At 59.2% G+C, this 20,850-nt stretch carries 15 protein-coding genes; 7 read left to right on the top strand and 8 right to left on the bottom strand.

The window, feature by feature from the left end; translation table 11 throughout:
- Window positions 1-132: 132 nt before the first annotated feature.
- Genes Mal15_RS15365 through Mal15_RS15350 form a run of 4 tightly spaced genes read right to left on the bottom strand, consistent with a single transcriptional unit; the run spans window position 133 to window position 3,932 of the window.
- Window positions 133-1,956: an ATP-binding cassette domain-containing protein gene (locus Mal15_RS15365; RefSeq protein ID WP_147872035.1), complete on the bottom strand. Its 1,824-nt coding sequence runs from the start codon at window positions 1,954-1,956 to the stop codon at window positions 133-135.
- Window positions 1,957-1,986: 30 nt separating this feature from the next.
- Entirely contained in the window at window positions 1,987-2,907 is a 921-nt protein-coding gene (locus tag Mal15_RS15360; RefSeq protein ID WP_147868586.1) for a dihydroorotate dehydrogenase, read from the bottom strand.
- A 9-nt stretch (window positions 2,908-2,916) separates the two neighbouring features.
- Window positions 2,917-3,567 carry a phosphopantothenoylcysteine decarboxylase domain-containing protein gene (locus Mal15_RS15355; protein ID WP_233903468.1) on the bottom strand — a complete coding sequence of 217 codons (651 nt, stop codon included), beginning with the start codon at window positions 3,565-3,567 and terminating at the stop codon, window positions 2,917-2,919.
- A 5-nt stretch (window positions 3,568-3,572) separates the two neighbouring features.
- Window positions 3,573-3,932, bottom strand: a complete 360-nt coding sequence (locus tag Mal15_RS15350; RefSeq protein ID WP_147868585.1) for a TerB family tellurite resistance protein — start codon at window positions 3,930-3,932, stop codon at window positions 3,573-3,575.
- Between the two features lie 677 nt (window positions 3,933-4,609).
- On the opposite strand from Mal15_RS15350, the gene Mal15_RS15345 reads away from it, so the two are divergent.
- Window positions 4,610-5,827: a DUF481 domain-containing protein gene (locus tag Mal15_RS15345; RefSeq protein ID WP_233903467.1), complete on the top strand. Its 1,218-nt coding sequence runs from the start codon at window positions 4,610-4,612 to the stop codon at window positions 5,825-5,827.
- On the opposite strand, the gene Mal15_RS15340 is transcribed toward Mal15_RS15345, so the two are convergent.
- Window positions 5,824-7,164, bottom strand: a complete 1,341-nt coding sequence (locus tag Mal15_RS15340; RefSeq protein ID WP_147868584.1) for a Gfo/Idh/MocA family protein — start codon at window positions 7,162-7,164, stop codon at window positions 5,824-5,826. The genes Mal15_RS15345 and Mal15_RS15340 overlap by 4 nt on opposite strands.
- A gap of 385 nt (window positions 7,165-7,549) precedes the next feature.
- On the opposite strand from Mal15_RS15340, the gene rsfS reads away from it, so the two are divergent.
- The 3 genes from rsfS to Mal15_RS15325 all read left to right on the top strand — a co-directional run bounded on the left by rsfS (window position 7,550) and on the right by Mal15_RS15325 (window position 11,792).
- Window positions 7,550-8,008, top strand: coding sequence for a ribosome silencing factor (gene rsfS / locus Mal15_RS15335; protein ID WP_233903466.1), 459 nt, complete (start codon window positions 7,550-7,552; stop codon window positions 8,006-8,008).
- Between the two features lie 97 nt (window positions 8,009-8,105).
- Window positions 8,106-10,103 carry an arginine--tRNA ligase gene (argS, locus tag Mal15_RS15330; protein WP_147868583.1) on the top strand — a complete coding sequence of 666 codons (1,998 nt, stop codon included), beginning with the start codon at window positions 8,106-8,108 and terminating at the stop codon, window positions 10,101-10,103.
- Window positions 10,104-10,286: 183 nt separating this feature from the next.
- Window positions 10,287-11,792, top strand: a complete 1,506-nt coding sequence (locus Mal15_RS15325; protein WP_147868582.1) for a serine/threonine-protein kinase — start codon at window positions 10,287-10,289, stop codon at window positions 11,790-11,792.
- On the opposite strand, the gene Mal15_RS15320 is transcribed toward Mal15_RS15325, so the two are convergent.
- Window positions 11,789-12,157 carry a 2Fe-2S iron-sulfur cluster-binding protein gene (locus Mal15_RS15320; RefSeq protein WP_147868581.1) on the bottom strand — a complete coding sequence of 123 codons (369 nt, stop codon included), beginning with the start codon at window positions 12,155-12,157 and terminating at the stop codon, window positions 11,789-11,791. The genes Mal15_RS15325 and Mal15_RS15320 overlap by 4 nt on opposite strands.
- Before the next feature lie 192 nt (window positions 12,158-12,349).
- Here Mal15_RS15320 and Mal15_RS15315 point away from each other — a divergent pair, with 192 nt between their 5' ends.
- Together Mal15_RS15315 and Mal15_RS15310 are read left to right on the top strand one after the other, a co-directional pair.
- Complete coding sequence (locus tag Mal15_RS15315) at window positions 12,350-15,721, top strand: DEAD/DEAH box helicase (protein ID WP_233903465.1); 3,372 nt, start codon at window positions 12,350-12,352, stop codon at window positions 15,719-15,721.
- A 26-nt stretch (window positions 15,722-15,747) separates the two neighbouring features.
- Window positions 15,748-16,305 carry a hypothetical protein gene (locus Mal15_RS15310; protein ID WP_147868580.1) on the top strand — a complete coding sequence of 186 codons (558 nt, stop codon included), beginning with the start codon at window positions 15,748-15,750 and terminating at the stop codon, window positions 16,303-16,305.
- 55 nt (window positions 16,306-16,360) lie between these two features.
- Here the strand turns inward: Mal15_RS15310 and Mal15_RS15305 are convergent, their stop codons facing one another.
- Together Mal15_RS15305 and Mal15_RS15300 are read right to left on the bottom strand one after the other, a co-directional pair.
- Window positions 16,361-17,611: a Gfo/Idh/MocA family protein gene (locus Mal15_RS15305; RefSeq protein WP_147868579.1), complete on the bottom strand. Its 1,251-nt coding sequence runs from the start codon at window positions 17,609-17,611 to the stop codon at window positions 16,361-16,363.
- A 6-nt stretch (window positions 17,612-17,617) separates the two neighbouring features.
- Window positions 17,618-18,166 carry an RNA polymerase sigma factor gene (locus Mal15_RS15300; protein WP_147868578.1) on the bottom strand — a complete coding sequence of 183 codons (549 nt, stop codon included), beginning with the start codon at window positions 18,164-18,166 and terminating at the stop codon, window positions 17,618-17,620.
- Window positions 18,167-18,452: 286 nt separating this feature from the next.
- Between Mal15_RS15300 and Mal15_RS15295 the strand changes: the two genes are divergently transcribed.
- Window positions 18,453-20,711, top strand: a complete 2,259-nt coding sequence (locus Mal15_RS15295) for a sensor domain-containing diguanylate cyclase/phosphohydrolase (protein WP_147868577.1) — start codon at window positions 18,453-18,455, stop codon at window positions 20,709-20,711.
- Window positions 20,712-20,850 lie beyond the last annotated feature (139 nt).

The raw sequence follows: 20,850 nt of genomic DNA, 5'->3' as shown, positions 1-20,850 counted from the left end.
AAAATTTCAAATCAAATCAACGATTGATCTGTTTTCAAACCGTTGAAACGCTAGATTCGCGTCCGATGGATGGGCCCTCGGGGCACGACGCCCACCGGTCGCCGTCGATTCGGTTTTGCGAATCGACGGCGACTATTCTTCAAGCTCTTCCCAGCGCTGATAGGCCGCCGCAAGCTCTTCTTCGGCGGACGCCAGTTGTGCCGCATCAGCAGCGATCTTGTCTCCACCGGATTGGTAATAACTCGGCTCGGCCATCGCCGCATGCAACGCTGCGATTTGTTGTTCGAGGGTTTCGATCCTTTCCGGCAACGCTTCGAGTTCGCGTTTTTCTTTGTACGACAGTTTTCGCTTTGCAGTGTCAGAAACGGGCGGTGCCGCTTTCGTCTTCACCGGATCAGTCTTTTGCGGGTTTGAGTCGGCTTTCCCCGTAGGTCGACGACCGTTACCCGCAGCGTCTCGTCGTGCCACGGCAGCCCGCCAATCGTCATAGCCACCGACGTACTGACGGACGGTGTCGTCCTCAAACACGATCGTGCTGGTGACGACGTTGTTCAAAAACGTCCGGTCGTGGCTGACCAGCAACAACGTGCCTTGAAAATCGGCCAACAATTCCTCGAGCAGTTCCAGTGTTTCGGCGTCCAAGTCGTTCGTCGGTTCGTCCATCACCAACACGTTGGCCGGCTTGGTCATCAGTTTTGCCAACAACGCGCGATTGCACTCTCCACCGGAGAGGAATTTAACTTTGGTGCGTGCCCGCTCCGGGGTGAACAGGTAATCTTGCAGGTAGCCCAGCACGTGTTTGGACTTTCCGCCAACCTTGATTTGCTCGCTGCCGTCACCGACGTTTTCCTGGACCGTCTTTTCCGGGTCCAACGTGTCTCGCAGCTGGTCGAAATACGCGATTTCCAAATTGGTCCCCAGGCGGACGCAGCCGGATTCGGGTTTCAGCTTTCCCAGCATCAGCTTTAACAACGTCGACTTGCCGGCGCCGTTGGGACCGATGATGCCGACCTTGTCGCCGCGAATCAACTCGGTCGAAAACTGATCGATGATGGTGTGATCACCGTAGGCGAAACTGACGTCGGTCAGTTCGGCGACCAGGACGCCGCTGCGTTTCGCGTCTTGCAGTTCCAGCTTCGCATTGCCGACGCGGTTTTGCCGCTTGCTGCGTTCCAGACGCATCGCTTTGAGTGCACGAACACGCCCTTCGTTACGCGTGCGGCGTGCCTTGATTCCTTGACGAATCCACGCCTCCTCCTCGGCCAACCGTTTATCGAACAGCGCGTTCTGTTTTTCTTCCGCTTGCAGCGCCTGTTCTTTGCGGACGAGGAAGGTCTGGTAGTCGCAGGACCAATCAAACAATCGCCCGCGATCGACTTCCCAAATCCGTGTCGCCAACGATTGCAAAAACGAACGGTCGTGCGTGATGAAGATCAGTGTTTTGTCCCAACGGGACAGAAAGTCTTCCAGCCACAAAATAGACTCGATATCCAAGTGGTTGGTCGGTTCGTCCAGCAACAGGATGTCCGGTTGGGCGACGATCGCTTTGGCCAACAGCACACGACGCTTCATCCCGCTGGAGAGCGCTTCGAATCGAAGAGATCCGTCCAGCTGCATGCGTGAGAGCGTGGTTTCAACGGCGTGTTCGGCTTCCCACCGCGTCGTCGGATCTTCGACTGTGGCGGTCGGGATACCGGCGAGCACGATCTCGCTGATGGTTCCCGTCAGGTCCGACGGCACATCTTGCGTCAATCGGGCAACGCGGGTTTGCTCGCCGAGTTGAATTTCGCCGTGATCGGGTTGCAAATCGCCGGCCAGGAGTTTCAGCAGCGTTGTCTTGCCGGCGCCGTTTCGGCCCAACAAGCCGATCCGTTGGCCGGGTTCGATTTGGGCCGTCACGCCGTCCAACAGAGGTGGTCCGGCAAACCCAATCGTCACGTCTGCAATCGTCAACAGTGCCATCGCGGTTGATTCCTTTCTGTCCGATCAGACCTTGAGTGTGCCGACGACATCGGCAACACAGGTGGCCTCGAGTTCGGCCAGGGCAGATGGCAATTGGTCGACCAATCGCGTCGAAACAGTCGGGTCGTAGTAGTTGGCCGTTCCGATTTGCACCGCGGACGCACCGGCGACCAGGAACTGCATCACGTCATCGATCGTCGCGATACCGCCGATCCCGATGATCGGCACGTCGACCGCGGAGGCGACTTGATGAACGCATCGCAGTGCGATCGGCTTGATGGCCGGGCCGCTCATGCCCCCCATGCCGTTGCCCAGTATCGGGCGTCGTCGGCGCCAATCGACGGCCATCGCCAGGACCGTGTTGATCAGACAGACGGCGTCAGCGCCCGCTTCGGCAGCGGCTTTGGCGATGTCGGCGATGCGGGTTACGTTGGGAGTCAACTTGGCCAGGATCGGAACGGAACAGGCCTCGCGCGCGGCCGCCACGACGTCGTGGCAGCTGGTCGCGTTGGTTCCAAAATCGACCCCGCCGCTGACGTTCGGGCAGGACAGATTCAGTTCCACCGCAGCGACGCCGAACTCGCCGATCCGTCGGGCCAAAGAGACAAAATCGTCTTGCGTCCGTCCGGCCACGCTGACGACGATCGGGACAGACAGTGATTGCAGGTAGGGAAGGTGGTGTTCGATGAAAGCATCGACGCCGTCGTTGTCCAAGCCGATCGCATTGAGCAAACCGGCCGAGGTTTCGACCGTCCGCCACGGGGTGTTGCCGATCCGCGGTTCGGCGGTGATTGTTTTGGGAAGCACCCCACCCAGACGCGACACGTCGACGACGTGTTCCATTTCCCGTGCGTATCCGAAGGTGCCCGAGGCGACCATGATCGGGTTGGGAAGCGTCAGCCGCCCCAACGCGGTCGTTAAGTCGATTGTTTGTGTTGCAGTCATATCGTTGAGTTACTTGCCCGACGCGATCGTTTTGCGAATCAATCGGCGATCGATCTCCGCGATCAGCACGTCGGCGACTTCTTGTTTGGTTCCTTTGACACGGGCAACGACTTCGCCGGTGATGTCCAACAGTTCGACATCGTTCACATCGGAATCGATTGCCGTGGGGCCGTTGCTGATGATCATGTCACAGTGTTTCTTTTCCAGTTTGACCGTCGCGCGAAACCGGCGATCATTCGTTTCGAGCGCAAATCCGACCACCCATTGGTCGTCACGCTTGGCTTGTCCGAGTGTCGCGACGACATCCGGGGTTTCGATCAGTTGCAGCGTCAACGGGGCGCCGGTCTTGGCGATCTTTTCGGTTTCGACGATCCGTGGCATGTAGTCACACGGTGCAGCGGCCCCGATCGCGCCGTCACAGCGTGCGAACCATGATTGACTGGCGGCCAGCATTTCGTCGGTGGTTACCACGGGAACGACTTGGGCGGCTGACGGATACGTGGTGGGGACGGGGCCGGTCACGATCACCACCTCGTGGCCCAGTCGCAGCGCTGTTTCGGCTAATGCGGCGCCCATCCGACCGCTCGACGCGTTGGAGATGTAACGCACCGGGTCAAGGTACTGCCGCGTCGGTCCCGACGTGATCAGAATCTTTGCCACGTCGCCTATTCCATTGATTGGTCGAGCAATTGATTGAGCTGCTCGGACGAGATTTCCATCTTGGCAGCTGCGAGCGCGAACAGGCGTTTTTCGCTTTCATCCAGTTTTCCGTCGGCAGCCATCATCCGCACCAAATCGACCATCAATTCGTTGCGTTCCTGCTGGTCGGTCGGCAGTTCCAATGCCGCATCGTCGCCAAGGCCGAATCGGATCGCCCGATGCAATTCCGCTTCGCCCAACCCCAGATCATGGCAACGCTGGGCGACATAGGCGACTTCGCGTTCGCCGATCGTCCCGTCGGCCAATGCCATCACGACCAGGTTTCGCAATTGACGCATTCGATGACTGAATTGTTTCTCGCTCATGCCAAAATCCTAACTTTCCCCGCGGCAAATGCCTAGCGGCTATCGGTCGAATCGACCGCGGGGCAGGTATTGGCGACCGCTGCCAGCGGGAGACGCCACGGCCTGTTGATTTAATCCGATCACAAACTGAGCTGTAGGCGCTAGCCTCGGGCCTTACAAGTCTCGAAGGTCAATCCAAGGCCCGCGGCTAGCGCCGTCGGTTCATAAAGCTCGAAGGTCAGTCCAAGGCCCGCGGCTAGCGCCGTCGGCTCAGAAAGCTCGAAGGGAAACCCAAGGTTCGCCGCGGCTAGCGCCGTCGGCTCAGAAAGTGGGTGGCATTGGGCTCGCGTTATACGGCTAATGGATTCAACCGGCCGGTCAGCGAACGGCCCGTGACAAAACCCTCCCAAACCCTGCCACTGGCTGACGCCACGTGCTGGGATTGACCCGACCGACCGCACGCTTGACACGTTTTCCACGTTCGGCGCCATCGGCTTGATCGCGAAAAGGCCTGGGAGCGACAAAAAGCGGAAAGATCGGCAGCCGGCGTCGTGGATCGGCCCTGACATGACCACTGAGTCTTTGTAAACCCGTTGCTTGGGTGGACACTACGATTCATTGCACGTGATTTGGACGTCATGGGAATTCTTCAGATGGCTAAGACGGGTAGACCAGGCGGTTTACGAAGAGCGGGAGCTTTGGCTGCGTTGGTCTTGTTGGGCTGCTTGCTGGTCTGGGGCGGATTGCTTCCCGAACGCGTCGCCATGGCGGACACGCCGCTCTGGCGGCTGGGGCTGCCGACTTTCCGTGGCAAGCCACCCGAACAGAAGGCACAGGAGGGACCAGCGTTCAGTTTCCCACCGCCCGGGGCTGAAATCGCAGCGCCGCCCGGGGCTGAAATCGCAGCGCCGCCCGATTCCGAATTTCCGAGCGCCACCGAAGCGACCGAAGTGTCATTGGCGGACGTTCAGCCGGCGGCGTACCAAGCCGGACCGGGCGAAATCGCGACTGTCTCCTATCCCGGGTTGCCGATGTCTCCGCTGCCCGCGACGTCCGAACTGGCCTTCCCGGTTGCTCCCCCCGCGAATTCCCCGGTTGTCAACGCACCTGCCGTCAATACGAATCGGCCCGCGCCCGAGTCCGTCCCTGCACCTGCCCCATCGACACCGATCGGTCAAGCGATCGCCAGCGGTGAGGCGGTCGAACCAGCCCCCCTGGCAGAGGAGACGGAGGCCTGGTACCAGGTCCCCTGGCGCTGGGTGACTCGGGGTTGGAAGAACCATGCCGAATTGGGGCTTGATGGCAGCAGCGGTAACTCTCGAACGTTGGCGCTTCAGACCGGTTTGGAGATGAAACGCAAGACCGACCGTTACACGTTGGGCATCGACTTTGATTATCGCAAAGCCACCAATCGCGGGGTCACAACCGAAGACAATGGGCGGCTGAACTTGGACTATGACCGTCTGTTCGAGGATTCGCGATGGTCGGCGTTTGGGAAATTCGGTGCCGAGTGGGACCAATTCAAGGCCTTTGACTCGCGGCTGAACCTCAACAGTGGTCTGGGATACCACTTCGTCCGCACCGACGACGCACTTCTGGCGACCAAGTTTGGTGCCGGTGCGTCGAAAGAGATTGGTGCACCGGACGATTCCTGGAAGCCGGAAGCGGTGTTCGGCGCCGAGGCCGAGTATCAACTCAATCGCTACAACAAGATGAAGGCGAAAGTCGACTATTTCCCGGCCTGGGAAGATTTCTCGGATTATCGACTTGTCAGTGACGTCGCTTGGGAGATCCTGCTGGACGACACTGACAATCTTTCCTTGAAATTGGCGTTAACGGACCGATACGACAGCACGCCGCAAGGGGCCAAGCCCAACGACGTTTATTATTCGCTGTTACTGTTGGTCAAGTTCTAGATCAGCTTCGTCTTTCCGGGAATGGCGAATGAGGGCTCGGGGCGCGGCCCGTTGTAGTCGAAATCAGCGGGGAACAGGTCCAACTGGGACTCGTTGGTCAGGAAGTCCCAGGTCACCCGTTGACCGGTGTAGGCCGCGACGCGTCCGAGCACGGCGGTCATCGAGCTGGTCGCGGTTTCTTTGAGTTCGACGATCGGATCGCTGGCGCGAATCGAATCGACCAAATCCTTGTGTTCCTGTCGGTAGGCCGACTGGATGTCGCCTTTCATCGACCACAATTCGTTGCCGTCGCGGTCCTTGATCGACGCGCCGCCGTTGCTGCCGTAGATCGTAGCGGTGCCTTTCGTTCCGAAGATTTGGTTGCTGACGTCGCTTTGCGATCCCGGGATCTGGCGGCACATGAAAGCGACTTTTCGATCCCCGGAATAGGTGTAATCGATGGAGTTGCTGTCCCACATTTCGCTGCCTTCGGGGCGCGTGAAGCGTCCGCCGCTTCCGTAGGCCTCGACGGGCGGTCCTTGCATCACCCAGTTCATCACATCGATGTTGTGCACGGCTTGCTCGGCGATCTGGTCGCCGGACAGCCAGATGAAGTGCATCCAGTTGTAGATCTGGTACTGGGTGTCGGACATGCCTTCTTTACGTGTCTTGTGCCAGATCCCCGTGCTGCAATAGCGGGCGGTCATGTTGATCACGTCGCCGATCGCGCCTTCGTGGATTTGTCGGATCGCTTCGACGTAATTGGTTTGACGGCGGTACTGGGTGCCGGTGACGATGGCGGTGCGATTGGCAATCGCTTTTTCGTGCGCCTGCAAACAGATTCGATAGCCGGCCGGATCGACGCAGGACGGTTTTTCGGCGAAGACGTGTTTCCCCGCGTCGACCGCTTCCATCACATATTGGGGGCGGAATCCCGGTGGGGTGGTCATCAGGACCAGGTCGATCTCGGGGTCGTCCAGGATGCGTTTGTAGGCGTCGATCCCGACGTAGTTCTTGTCGGGGCGGACGTCCACTTTGTCGCCGAATTGTTTTTCAAGCCGTCCCAAGACGCGTTGTTTATTTTCGTCGATGTCGGCCGTCGCGACCAGTTTGATATGCTCGTTGATCGACATCGTGTCGCTGAGCGCCCCGGTGCCGCGTCCTCCCAAGCCGACGATCCCGATCCGCACGATATCACTTCCGCCTTGGTCTTTGGGTTCGGCCCCGCGGACGGCACGGGGCAGCACCGTCGCACCGGTGATTCCGGCAGACACCGCCGAACCCGCCTTCAAAAATTGACGTCTTGTCGGCGTGGAATCGGGGACTTGGGAAGTGGATTTATCGTTATTGTCGTTCATTGAATGGTTCCTGAGGTAGGGACGGGGTTGCCGGGATGGCGGAATCAATCCCGGTGGTGGGAGGGACCAGGCTGAGCAGACGACAGGGGGAATTGGTTGGCACGCATTGGATCAGACGCAACGGTTGACACAACGGGCGTAGAATACTCCCCCCTTCGCTGCTGAGGCGTCGATTCACGGTGTCGCGAATTTCAGTCCCGGCCTGAGTTGATCGTCTCGTCGACGACGGAATACCAGTGTAATAGCCGCCCACGCTGCAATGTTGCCCCCATCCCCGCATTCTTGTCCGGGCCCCCTCTTGCCCGGGCCCCCTCTTGTCCGGGCCCTGATCGCCCGGTCCTCGCTGACCCGTGACAGAAAAAACAAAACTGATAGACTTTGCCCCATGACCGAACAGAAACCTCAGCAACCCGAACGTCCCGATCCCATGAACCCGATGGTCGCTCCGTCACGGGCAATCCGTCCCCACGGTACCAACGAAAGCCGAAAAATCGCAGCCACGGCGGCCCGAGTGGCGTTGGATAACAACGGCAAACAGGTCGTGGTGATCGACGTTTGCGGTCAGTCGGCGGAATTTGACCTGTTCGTCCTGGTGACCGGGCAAAGTCGTCGCCAGCTGCACGCGATCAGCGAGCAGATCGACGACGCCCTGGAAAAAGGCATGGGCGAAAAACGCTACGGCATCGAAGGGTACGACGAAAGCCGCTGGATCGTGCTCGACTACGGCAGCGTCGTGGTGCACCTGTTCGATGACGAAACCCGTGAATTTTACGACCTGGAGTCGCTGTGGGCCGACGGAACGCCGATCCCACTCGCCGAGCTGGGTATCGAACAGACCGACTGATCCGTTCTTCCGTTCCCTTCAACGCTGCCACCCTTTCCGCGTCAACGCTGTCCCGCGACGTCGTTCGTTTCCACTGGTCGGATGTTCTAGAAAAGCAATGCATCTCCCCTCGCTGTTGACCGAGCGTTTCGCCGACGCTCTTTCGCGATGCCCGTTCGCTTCCCAGATTGAAGACCTGGATCGATATGCCGGGATGATTCGCCCGGCCGGAAATCCCAAGTTCGGGGATTACCAAGCCAATTGCGCGATGCCGATCGGAAAGCTGGTTGCCGGCTCGAATCCACGCCAGGTCGCCGCCGACGTGATCGAGCAGCTGCGGTTGGACGACGTGTGTGAGACGCCCGAAATCGCCGGGCCGGGTTTCATCAATCTGCGACTGAAAGACGGTTTTATTCAGGACCGGCTGTCGGAAATGCTGGCCGACCAGCGCTGTGGCATCCGCCCCGTCGGTTCGCCCAAAACAATCCTGATCGATTACTCCTCGCCCAACGTCGCCAAGCCGATGCATGTGGGGCACATTCGCACCACGGTGATCGGCAACTGCCTGGCCAAGACGCTTAAGTTTCTCGGTCATGAAGTCATCACCGACAACCACCTGGGCGACTGGGGCACTCAATTCGGAATCATCATTTACGGCTACAAACACTTCGGCGATCCCGAAGTCGTTCGTAAAGACCCCGTGCCGGAATTGGCCAAGCTGTATCGCATCGTTCATCAACTGATGGGCTATCACAAAGCGATCGAAAACGTGCCCAAGTACGAAGCCGAGATCGCACGTCTGGAAGACTTACACGCCGCGGCGATTCACGAGGCCGAGAGTGCCGTAGGGAAAGAAGCTAAAAAGAAACGCAAATCCGCTGATTCGTTGGCCAAGAAGATTGCTTCGGTCAAATCCGACTTGAAGTCCGCGCGGAAAGCAATCGCTGCGACCGACAACGATCCTGTGATGAAACAACGCGCCCAAGCGCACCCGAACATCGGCGCCGCGGTTCTGGACGAAACGTCAAAGTTGCATGCCGATGATCCGGAAAACCTCGCGCTTTGGGAACAGTTCCTTCCGCACTGCAAAGACGAGATCAATCGTATCTACTCGCGATTGAACGTCACGTTTGATCACACGCTGGGCGAATCATTTTACCACCCGATGCTCGCTGAAATCGTTGACGATCTCAAAGCACGCGGATTGGCCAGCGAAAGCGACGGAGCGATCTGTATCTTCTTGGATCAATTCGACGCGCCGATGATCATCCAAAAGAGCGACGGCGCGTACTTGTATGCCACCACCGACCTGGCAACCCTGCGCTATCGACAAGAAACGTTCCAGCCCGACGAAGTCTTGTACGTGGTCGATGCCCGACAAAGCGAACACTTTGAAAAACTGTTTGCCGTTGCCGAGGCGACGGATCTGACCGATGCAAAACTGGTGCATGTCAGTTTCGGCACCGTGTTGGGTGAAGACGGGCGTCCGATGAAGACGCGAAGCGGATCGTTGATCGGCTTGGAAAGCCTGTTGGATGACGCCGTCCAGGCAGCCTATGAAGTCGTTTGCAATCCTGATCGCCTGGTAAAGCTGGATCCTCCGATGGACGAGCAGGAAAAACGGCTGGTGTCCGAACGCGTCGGCATCGGTGCGATCAAGTATGCCGATCTGGCCCACGATCGGACCAGCGACTACAAGTTCAACCTATCCAAAATGGTGGCGCTTTCGGGCAATACGTCGACCTACGCACAGTACAGTTTTGCCCGTACGACCAGCATCTTGCGCCGTAACGGAGTGACCGCCGACGAGGTCGTCGAGCGGGTCAAGCAGTCCGGCATCACGCTGACAGAAGACGCCGAACGGGCCCTCGGGTTGCAATTGCTTCAGTTCCAAGAAGCGCTTCAAAACGTCTATGACGATTATCGCCCCAATCATTTGGTCGATTACGTCTATTCGACGGCTGAAGCGTTCTCGAAATTCAACGACCAATGTCACGTGTTGAATGCTGAAACCGAGCAAATCCAAAACACCCGGCTGGCACTGGTCGTGCTGACCGGCCGGGTGATCAAGCAGGCGTTGGAACTGATCGGGATCGAAGTGGTCGAGCGGATGTAGCCCAATGCCCCTTTCAGCCCCCCTGGACCCTCCCTTGTGGAAAAATGGGTTCGCGGTGGCGGTAGATTTTGTGTTCACGGTGATGACACCCGGGACGATTCGGCGTTTGTTGGTGTAGACTGTCCCGTCGGGCACGTTTTTGCCTGTGCCACTCGTCGCTCCGCTCTCTAACCTCTTGCAACAATGGAACAACCGACTCCAGAGGAATTTGCTCGTCGAATCGGAGATCTCGGGCTTGCCGAACGCCGGCAGGTGGATCACGCGATGGGTGAGCTTGGCGGAACGGAAATCACGCTTGATTCAGTGATCAAGCAAATGCAGCGACGCGGATTGGTCACCACGCTGCAAACCGAAAAGATCCTCCGCGGCGACCGCATCGGGTACTTCTACGGGGAGTACAAGGTGCTTTATCTGATCGGTGCAGGGACGTTCGCCCGGGTCTACCGGGCCAGCAAAGGCGACCAGGTTTTCGCCATCAAAGTGCTGCGAAAGCGGTTTCGGGACGAGCCGAAAGAGATGGAGCAGTTCCTCCGCGAAGGAAGCATGGGGTTGAAGCTGCGGCATCCGCACATCGTCAGCATTTACGAGGTCGTTTCCGATCCCAGAAACCCGTTCCTGGTGATGGAGTTCGTCGAAGGGCAAACGCTGCGTGAACTTGTCCGGCTGCGCGGCAAACTGCCGCCCAAGTTGGCGCTGCGGTTGATCCATGAGATCGCTTCCGGCCTCGCTCATGCGGCAAGCATGGGGATCTCACACCGCGACTTAAAACTCTCCAACGTACTGATTTCCTCCGACGGCAAGGCCAAGCTGGTGGACTTCGGGCTGGCGGCGCTGAGTGATCGAAAGAACCCCGAAGAAATCGCGGATTGTCCCAACGCACGGGCCATCGATTACGCCGCTTTGGAACGCGGCACGGGAGTCCGCAAGGATGACCCGCGCAGTGACGTGTTCTTCGCCGGCAACATGCTTTACCACATGTTGTCCGGCCAACCCGCGCTGACAGAAACACGCGACCGGCTCGCGCGGTTGAACGTCTCCAGGTTCCAGGAAATCAAGCCGATCAACCAATATGTCCCCGATGTCCCGGGAGTCGTCACGCAGTTGCTCGGCAAGATGATGGAGTTCAGCCCCGAGAAGAGAATCCAGTCGTCCGCCGCTCTTCAAGCCGAAGTTCGCAAGGTGATGGACATTCTGGAAAAGGGCCCCGGCAAAACCAACTTGGATTCGCAAACGCCGGGAGGGGGCGATCATTACGAGGACGACGATGTACCGACCGACGAAGGCGAAGGTTATGTCGTGATGTTGGTGGAATCGAAGGCGGCGCTGCAAAACGCGATCCGCGAGCGGTTGAAATCGCGCGGCTATCGTGTGTTGATCACCCAAGACCCCAACCGAGCGCTGTCGCGTTTCCAACCGGGCGACGACCCCGCAGCGGATTGTGTAATCTTCAGCGCCGCGGAGTTGGGGACGCTGGCATTGGAGGCGTACAACAAATTCGCCAGCGATGAACACACCAGTGAAATCCCGTCCATTTTGCTGGTCGACCGCCGCCAAGTGCGAATCATCTCCGAAGCCCGCCGCGGCCCCCGGCGGCAGCTGTTGGCGCTGCCATTGAAGGTCAAGGAGCTTCGCGCCGGGTTGATCAAGGTGCTCGCCGGTAAAGAGCGGCGACCGGCGGGAACGTATTAGGCGTCTTTCTTGATCCAGACCGGTTCGGGTTGAATCGTGTCGGCGACGGGCGATCCCTGGTCTTTGCGGCCGCTTCCTTCCAAGCGGCTGATCAGCTTGACACTCATGTCGTGGTCGCATTGAATTTGGCAGCTCAATCGGACACCTTCGGCGTTGATTTCACGCACCGCCAACGTGTCCCGCTCGGCCTCCGTCATTGTTGGGGGTTCGCCGTCGGTGAACTGGACGCGGCACGTGGTACATTTTGCCACGCCCCCGCACGCGTGCAGTTGATCCGTTTGGGCATCCTGGACGAGTGCCTGGACCAGACGTTTCCCTTCGGCGACATCAAAGGTGCCCACACCGTCGACAGTTAATTTTGGCATTCGTATCCACTCCTTGAAAGTTTGTGAAGAATCTTTGGCTGAACCGGTATTCGAGGCCCGGTTGGCATCGCAACCGAGCAACGTAGCGTTAGAATAGCGGGTTGGCCAATGTCATTGAAAGTCGCATAGCACTGATCACCGACCTGGAAAACGGCAGATCGAAAAAAGGAACCGAGTTTGAGTATGGAATTGATGACGGACAATTTGCCGGCAGCGTTTGGATTGTTGCTCGGCGAAGCCGTTTCGCGGCTGGTGGATGATCACGACCAATCGCTGGACAAACGCGCGGCGATGCTGCGTGTCGAGACGCCAAAGTTTTCTCAAAGCGACGGAAAGATGAGCTTTGAGTTCCGGATGCGTCCCGGGCGAAAACTGCCATACCTGGTCACCCTGCAAGTCGAACCCGACCTGGACGGTGATTCCGACCCGACACCCGATTCACCATTGGACATGTCGCTGCGGGCCTCGGTCAGTTGCGACTGTGCGGAATTCGAACGCGCCCAATCGCGGCACAACGGACGTGGCCGCTGCAGTTGCACGTTGGCGGTCGCGTGGTGGGTGCACGAACAGATTTCGCGACGAAACAGCGAAGAGGTGTTGCTGTTTCTTAGCGAACTGAAAACCGACACCGTCGCCGCCGGACGCGATGTGGTCAATCAATTGCTCAAGCTGACCAACGAGGCTCACGCCAAAGAGGAAGACGCCGCGTCGCGTGTGCAGTGGCGCGTGAAGATTTCGAACAATCAACTTTACGGCCCGGTCAGCATCAATCCGTTCGTCCAGCGGCTCAAGAAGAACTCCAAGGGCTGGTCCAAGGGACGCCAAACCCCCGCCTTTGATCTGCTCCGCCGTGACGGAGAAGGCACCCCGGTCGACAGCCAAATCGCCGCGTTGACGTCTCAAGGCAGCTCCGAGGTGAATCGGGAGTACTACCACCTGTTCCAGTCGGTGGATCTGTTGGTCGGGCACCCCAACGTCGCTTGGGACGATGCCTCGGCCACCCCGATCGAAGTCTCTCGCGGCGAACTGTCCGTCTCGCTGCAACCGGTTGAAATCGATTCACTTGATGACGAAGAACGTTCGGGCGAAACGCAAATCGAACGCGAATCGGATCCGGCCAAACGCAAGACGCTCTACCGCGTCGCCCTGCAGGTGCCCGGGATCGACATCGACATCAATCAATGCGAACTGGTCTTGGGCAACCTCCATCCCGCCCAACCGGTCGTGTTGATCGCGGAAACCAACGGCAATCGCTTGATCACCTGCGCGCTGCGCGACCGCAGGGCGACCCGTTTGATTTCGTACCTGCTGAAGAGTGATTTGCACGAAGTCTTGCTCGATGACGATGCGGCGCATCAGTTGACGATGAACATCGGTCAGATCGGATCGCTGGTGCGTGTCGATTTGCCCGACCAATTGGCCGGTCCGTTGGAGGAGATCAAGGCCGAGATGGTGTTGGAGTTGCGGCCGCGGGGTGGCGCGGGAATGTTCGTCCGTTTGTCGATGTTCGATTCACGTCTTCAGGGCATGATTCGCCCCGGCGAAGAACCCGCGATCATGCCTGGGATCACCGACCAAGGCCCGATTCGATTGGTGCGTGACACCAAGGCAGAACGTGAGCACGCGGGCGACGTGATCAACCGGTTCCAGATCAATCAGCTCGCCCCGGAAGAACCCTACGGATGGGTCGCGCAAAGCGACGAACAGGCATTGGATTTATTGGCGCGATTGTATGATGCCGGCGACGAGGCACCGCGAATGATCTGGCCTGAAGGCGAGACGATTCGTGTCCGCGGTGAGATCACTCCCTCGGCACTCCGCGTCCAGATCGACGATTCCAAAGATTGGTTCGGCCTATCGGGAACGATTTCGGTCGCGGGACAAGATGTCAATTTGGAAGACCTGCTGACCGCCGTCACCGAACGTCGCGCGCTCGTCCGCGTCGGCGATCGCGAGTTCGCAAAGATCAGTGACGCGTTCCGAAAACGGCTCGAACAGCTCGGCGATACCCTGGTCGCCGAACGCGGGGAGTTAAAAGTCGCCGACGCCGCCGTCCCCGCGGTGCAGGAATTGCTGGGCACCGACGTCACCTTGGAAGTCTCCGCGCGTTGGAGTCAGGTGGTCGAAAATCTGGACTCGCTGGCCGACTACCATCCCATCAAACCCGACGGGTTGGTCGTCGACTTCCGTGATTACCAGCTGGACGGTTACCGTTGGTTGGCCCGGCTGAGCCGCTGGGGCGTCGGGGGAATTCTGGCCGACGACATGGGTCTCGGTAAGACGGTGCAAACCCTTGGCGTCTTGGTCGATCGTGGCGCCGGCGGTCCGACCTTGGTCGTCGCGCCGACCAGCGTCGGTGAAAACTGGGTCCGAGAAACTCAACGTTTCGCTCCCGAACTCAATCCGGTCCTGTATCGCGAAGGCAATCGTCAACAGGTCATCGACGAAGCTCGCGCCGGCGATCTGGTCATCGTCAGCTATCAACTGGTCCAACGGGATGCAAAACGCTTCGCGTCCAAACGCTGGAACACGTTGGTTTTGGACGAGGCACAGTTCATCAAAAATGCCCAAACCAAAACGTCACGTGCGATCCGAGATCTGGATGCCGATTGGCGGATCGCGTTGTCGGGGACGCCGCTGGAAAACCACCTCGGCGAACTGTGGAGTCTGCTCCGCACCATCAGCCCCGGGTTGCTGGGATCGTGGGACCGGTTCCGAAACCGATTTGCCGACCCGATCGAGCGTCATAAAGACCCCGAGCGGCGTCAATCCTTGGCCCGCCTGGTCCGGCCGTTCATCTTGCGACGGACGAAAGAAAAGGTGCTCACGGAGTTGCCGCCCCGCACCGAGATCACCCTGCAAGCGCACCTCAGCCCCGAAGAGCGGATGCGTTACGACGAGGCCCGCGTCGCCGCGCTCGCGGAGCTTTCCGGTGGCGGTGAAGCCAAGCCCGGTGAACACCGCATGCGGACGCTGGCCTGGCTGACCAAGCTGCGACAACTGGCCTGTCACCCTCGCCTGGTCGACCGCATGTGGGACAAGGGCAGCGCTAAATTGAACTTGCTGAATTCGCTGATCGATGAATTACGCGACGGCGAACACCGCGCATTGATCTTCAGCCAATTCGTCAAACACCTTGGACTGATCCGCGAATTGCTGGAAGAACGCGGGATCAAATACCAATACCTGGACGGGGCGACCCCGGCAAAAGAGCGACAGCGAAGGGTGGATGCGTTTCAAGAGGGTGACGGAGAACTTTTCTTGATTTCGCTCAAGGCCGGCGGGACCGGTTTGAACCTTACCGCCGCTGATTACGTCATACACTTAGACCCCTGGTGGAACCCGGCCGTCGAAGACCAAGCCACCGACCGTGCGCACCGAATCGGACAAGACCGACCGGTCACCGTCTATCGCTTGGTCGCCTCCGGCACGATCGAAGAACAGATTTTGGAGATGCACGCCGACAAACGCGAATTGGTCGCCGGTGTTCTGGACGGAACCGACCGCGCGGCGAAGATGGACACCGAAGATTTGATTCGTCTGATCAAAGCGGGCGATCGCTAACCCCCAACGCGACGAGGGCCCAGACGATGTGGACCATATTGGCGGAAAAGCCGCTGTTGATCTCGATCATGGTCGGCGGTGTCGTCGCGGGCCTGCTGTATGGCTGGTTGCAAACGGGCAACAAACGACTTGGGGTGGCGAGCCTGGCAACCGCTCTGTTGATCCCGGTGTCATTTTATGTCGCGGATTCCATCGTCACCGATCGTGAAAAGATTCTTCAAGCCATCTACGCGACGGCCGAGGCGGTGGAGCAAAACGATCATGAATCGGCGGTCATCCACATCGCCGACCGCGCCACACGCCAACGGGCACTGAGCGAATTGCCCAATTACGAGTTTCATCGGATCGGCGTGCGGAACATTCAAATCAACATGGTGACCGGCAGCCTGCCTCCCGAAGCGACCGTCGATCTGGACGCGTCGGTTACCGCCAGCATGAACCGGGGCGGGGTGAGAAACATCCGCGTTCCCCGGCGTGTGGTTCTGACGTTTCAGCAACAGCCCGACGGCGAATGGATGGTGACCGATTACACCCACATGCCGTTGACCGGCGGCGCCGATGGTTTCACCCCGAATCGGATTTGAAATGGGGGGAAAGCGAATGATGAATTGCTCCATCATTGCTCTTATCGAGTTTCCGCTACGCTTGGTTGATCAGCTTGTCCATCCGCACTCGTTTCCCGGTGCGGGTCGCCTGGTGTCCCAGCATCGCCATCAGCGTGCTCGCGGCGGCTGATTCCACCTGATTCTCAGCCGCCCCACGACGGACCGAGCGCAGGAAGGCCTGTTGTTGGGCAACGGTAGCGGATTTTAGCGAACAGGGTTTCTCGGACTTCCAAATCACGCTTCCGTCTCGAGCGTAGATCTTTCCAGCGGACAAATCGGCACGCCCCAGGGTTCCGTGGACATGTTCGCTGGTGTTGTTCCACGCCTTGGAAACCCGACGACACTGCGACATCAACACGACGCCGTCTGCGAATTCGTATTCGACCGTGTGGTGATCGAAGACTTGGCCGATTCGATCGTCGCCGGTTGATTGCTGTTCGGCGGTGTCCAACGTTCCCCAACCGCCTTGTCCCTGGGCCACGACCGGGCTTTGACCAAGCGCCCAGCGGATTGCATCGAGACCCCCGACGTGTTGTTCGACCAGAAAATCGCCGCCGGTCCATTGAAAATGGTTCCAGTTTCGGCGTTGGAAATCCAGCTCGGACTCTCTGGCCACGCGAACCGGCGGTCGCAAGGATCCGGCGTTGCAAAACGCTCGGGCGAAAACGGGGGTTCCGATCACGCCCTTACCGATGCGAGCGATCACGTCCTGGTAGCGAGCGTCATAGCGGCGCTGGAATCCGACGTGCACGGACAAGCCGGCCGCCTTGGCTGCGTTTGCGGTTTCGATCGTTTCAAGAACACCGCCGACATCGGCGGCCAGCGGTTTTTCCAAAAAGACGTGCTTTCCCGCATCGACGATGCGTCGAAAGTAACCGGGACGATCGACCGGCGGTGTTGTGACGTAAACGATGTCGGCGTCGGAATCCAGCACCTGGGTCAGGGGATCCGTCCCGCCGGCGCGAATGCAATCACCGGCGATCGACTCGGGGTAACGCCCTTTCAGGCTGCGGTACATCGATTGGGTTTGTGATGGGAAACAATCGGCCAACGCGACTAACTGAACCGTTTCGTCGTCGACGGACCAAATGGCGTCGGACAGTTCCCGTGCGCGGCGGCCACAGCCCACGATCGCAACCTTGATCGGCGCGTCGTTGCCGCCATGGACCGCTTTCCCGACCGCGATGGCACCACCGATCGCACCGCCGGCGATCATCAACCCGCTGTCCTTGATGAAACTCCGGCGTGCGACCGACGACGCGGAGTTGTCCTTTGGCTTGCTCATCGATCCTTAAGCACCCTCGCGCATTTTCTGTCGAGCCCGGCTGAGCAAGGGCCCGATCGAGTTTTCCGCCATGCCGACCGCCTGACTGATTTGCTGGTAGGACATGCCTTCCAAATGGTACATCCGGACGATGTCGGATTCTTCGGGGCTGAGCCGAGCCATCAAACGTTCCACTTCTTCGCGGTTTTCGATTCGATCGGCGGTCTGATGCGTCGCCGGTTCGGCAGCGGTGACGGACAACCGGCTTCGTGTGCCGTCCCGGTGCAGCCGCCGGGCGATCACGCGCCGGGCGATAACGGTCAAGTAAGTCGCCAGGGAGCTGTCGCGGCGAAATCGTCTCAAAACCCCCCGATCCGAAGCCAGCAAGACCATAAACACCTCGGCCACCAGATCGTCTCGGGTGGATTCGTCCAGCGCGATCCCGCGTGATTCAGCCGTGTGATTGGCGACGTGGATCACCAACCCCAAGAAACGTTCCACAAAATCCTGCCACGCCCGCGGCGCTCCGTCGATGCAGCGTTGCAGCAAGATTCGGTCGATGTCAGAAAGACTCACGGTGTCGATACCAAAAGAGAAGCGTCACAGGCCGGTGTTTGCTGCCTTCATTCCGGCGACACCCTTCGCCCAGCAGACCCTTCCATGGTAGGTGGGGTGACAGCAAATCGCAAGCTTTGAAAGGAAAGCTCCGCCGCGACGGGGGGCACGCATCACGACTCTCGTTCGGATTGTATCGATCGGGCGACAAGGGAGATTGACACGATTTTGACGTCCTGCACACCCACGTGACCTATGGTTTCCAGTAGCCGGTCTTCTCGTCGTCACTTCTCCGATTTTGAGCATAATGACTCAGTCTCAGACTCCATTTGAACCCCACAATAGTCCCTTCAGCACCGTCGTTCCCACCGCGGGGGCCGCTCCCAGCCCGAATCCGGCCGGCCAGAATGCGACCACCTGTGTGAGCGACCTGCTGGCGAAACTACAGATCGCGTCCGAAGCGGTCGCGGAATCTCCGCCTGAGCGGCCCGAACGAGAGGCCGAAAATCGCTTGGCGGTCGTTCGATTGGGCATCGCGACGTCCCTGTTCTACGCATTGCGGACCAAACACCCCGCGACCGCGGCACACGGATTGCGTGTGGCGTTGTTCTGTAGCAGCTGGGCAGAACAAATGGGGCTGGACGGTGAGCTTCGCGACCGTATCGAAGTCGCGGCGCTGTTGCACGACGTCGGCAAGATCGGCATTCCCGATCGGGTGCTCCGCAAGCCGGGAAAATTGACCGTCGACGAGCAACTTGCGATGGACACTTGTCCGAGCATCGGATGCGAGATCCTGCGCGGGTGCACCGCCGATCCCGATCTGTTGGCGATCATCCGCTACTGCAATACGTGGTACGACAGTCGACGCGACGGCGAAACACCGCGTGGCGATGCACTGCCGCTGGGGGCACGCATGCTTGCGATCGCCGATGCCTTTGACGCCATGACGACCGAACACGTTTACCGGCCGGCGATGAGTCGTGATCGTGCGATCACCGAATTGGTTCAGTCCAGCGGCACCCAATTCGACCCGAATCTGGTTCATGATTTCAGCCGGCTGTTGGAGGCCCGTCCGGAGATCTTGCAGGGATCGATGGTCCACCGTTGGCTGCAGCAGCTGCGGCCCGAAGATTCCGAGGCGTTTTGGACCGGGGCGGCCAACCCCTGCATCGCCAAGACCCATCGCGCGAAAGAGGTCGTCCGCCGCGAAACGCTGTTCAATCAAAGGCTGCTCGCCACACTCAAAGACGGCGTCGCGTTTACCGATGCCGAAGGCAACGTTTCACAATGGAACGTGGCGATGGAACGTTTGACCGATCTGCCGGCCGAGGCCATGATCGGCAAGCACTGGTCAGCCGCCGCGTTGCGGATGCGCGACTCCGACCGCGATCGCGATGACGAAACAATCTGCCCGCTGCAGGAGTGCTTCCGAACCGGACAAGCCGTCCGTCGCGCGATGATCATCGATGCGGTGGGCACCGATCCGGTATCCGTGCATGTCGAAGTCGCGCCGGTCCACGGCGAACAACCCGGATCCCACGGGACCGTGATTGTCGTGCATGATCTGTCCGATCGAGAACATCTGGAACGCCGACTCGACACGTTGCACAAACAGACGCGTCTGGATGGCCTGACACGTGTCGCCAATCGCGCCCACTTCGACACGACGCTGGAAGAAATGGTCACCGCAACTGTCACCGGCGGGCCGACGTTTGCACTCGTCATCTGCGACTTGGACCACTTCAAACGGATCAACGACACCTTCGGCCATCCCGCCGGTGACGAAGCGCTAAAGGTGTTCGCAAACATCCTGCGGACACAAAGCCGTGATGGCGATTTGGTGGCACGTTACGGCGGTGAAGAGTTCCTGCTGCTGGCCAACGCCTGCGACAACGCCACCGGTGCCAAATGCGCCGAAGCGCTGCGGCAGATGCTCGAATCGACGCCGATCGAAGCACTCGGCGGAGAATGCATCACCGCCAGTTTTGGTGTGACCGAATTCCAGTCCGGCGACAGTGCCGAAACCGTCTTGGCCCGCGCCGACCGCGCCCTGCTGAAGGCCAAGGACAACGGCCGCAACCGCGTCGTTCAGCTCGGGTTGGGCAAGATGTCCGAAGTCGCCGAGTCGACTCCGCGGACCGGTTGGTTCGACTGGTTGATGGGCAACGAAGAGGCCGCCGCAACGAAAGTCGACATCCTGACGCCCGTGCCCGTCGATCTGGTCATCGAGAAACTACGTGGATTCATCGCCGACCACCACGCAGAAATCGTCAACGTCGATGAAAACCAACTCTCGCTGAAAGTCCTATCGGGTTCCAGCCAGGGTGGACGTCGCAGGATCGATCACAAGATCTCACTGCACGCCGTGCTGACACTCAGTGAAGCGCAGAAAGACGAACTGTTGACCGAAAAGGCAACGCCCGGGTGCAGCACCAAGGTTCACGTGGAAATCAAGCCGATTCGCAACCGCGATCGACGCCGACGTGAATTGAATGACGCCGTCGCCCAACTCGTCGCCAGTTTCCGCTGTTACCTGATGGGCGAAATTATCAGCCGTGCCGAATAGTGCTGCATTCCAATTCGATGTTCGCGTTCACGGGTGGTTCGTGGATTGCGTCAACTGCCCGGACGCCAAGCGCGACGCCTGAGTTTCCAACGACAAGCCCGACGCGCCAGCGAGGGAGTTACCTTTCTGAGTGTCGACG

It is taken from the genome of Stieleria maiorica, assembly GCF_008035925.1.
GTDB lineage: Bacteria > Planctomycetota > Planctomycetia > Pirellulales > Pirellulaceae > Stieleria > Stieleria maiorica.
The sequence above is the reverse complement of the archived record's forward strand: the minus strand, read 5'-3'. Positions and strand labels throughout refer to the sequence as shown.

Excerpts from the sequence above, each read along its gene's own strand:
- Mal15_RS15360 (WP_147868586.1), bottom strand. The coding sequence starts at position 2,907 with ATGACTGCAACACAAACAATCGACTTAACGACCGCGTTGGGGCGGCTG.
- Mal15_RS15350 (WP_147868585.1), bottom strand. The coding sequence starts at position 3,932 with ATGAGCGAGAAACAATTCAGTCATCGAATGCGTCAATTGCGAAACCTG.
- Mal15_RS15340 (WP_147868584.1), bottom strand. The coding sequence starts at position 7,164 with ATGAACGACAATAACGATAAATCCACTTCCCAAGTCCCCGATTCCACG.
- rsfS (WP_233903466.1), top strand. The coding sequence starts at position 7,550 with ATGACCGAACAGAAACCTCAGCAACCCGAACGTCCCGATCCCATGAAC.
- argS (WP_147868583.1), top strand. The coding sequence starts at position 8,106 with ATGCATCTCCCCTCGCTGTTGACCGAGCGTTTCGCCGACGCTCTTTCG.
- Mal15_RS15325 (WP_147868582.1), top strand. The coding sequence starts at position 10,287 with ATGGAACAACCGACTCCAGAGGAATTTGCTCGTCGAATCGGAGATCTC.
- Mal15_RS15320 (WP_147868581.1), bottom strand. The coding sequence starts at position 12,157 with ATGCCAAAATTAACTGTCGACGGTGTGGGCACCTTTGATGTCGCCGAA.
- Mal15_RS15315 (WP_233903465.1), top strand. The coding sequence starts at position 12,350 with ATGACGGACAATTTGCCGGCAGCGTTTGGATTGTTGCTCGGCGAAGCC.
- Mal15_RS15310 (WP_147868580.1), top strand. The coding sequence starts at position 15,748 with ATGTGGACCATATTGGCGGAAAAGCCGCTGTTGATCTCGATCATGGTC.
- Mal15_RS15305 (WP_147868579.1), bottom strand. The coding sequence starts at position 17,611 with ATGAGCAAGCCAAAGGACAACTCCGCGTCGTCGGTCGCACGCCGGAGT.
- Mal15_RS15295 (WP_147868577.1), top strand. The coding sequence starts at position 18,453 with ATGACTCAGTCTCAGACTCCATTTGAACCCCACAATAGTCCCTTCAGC.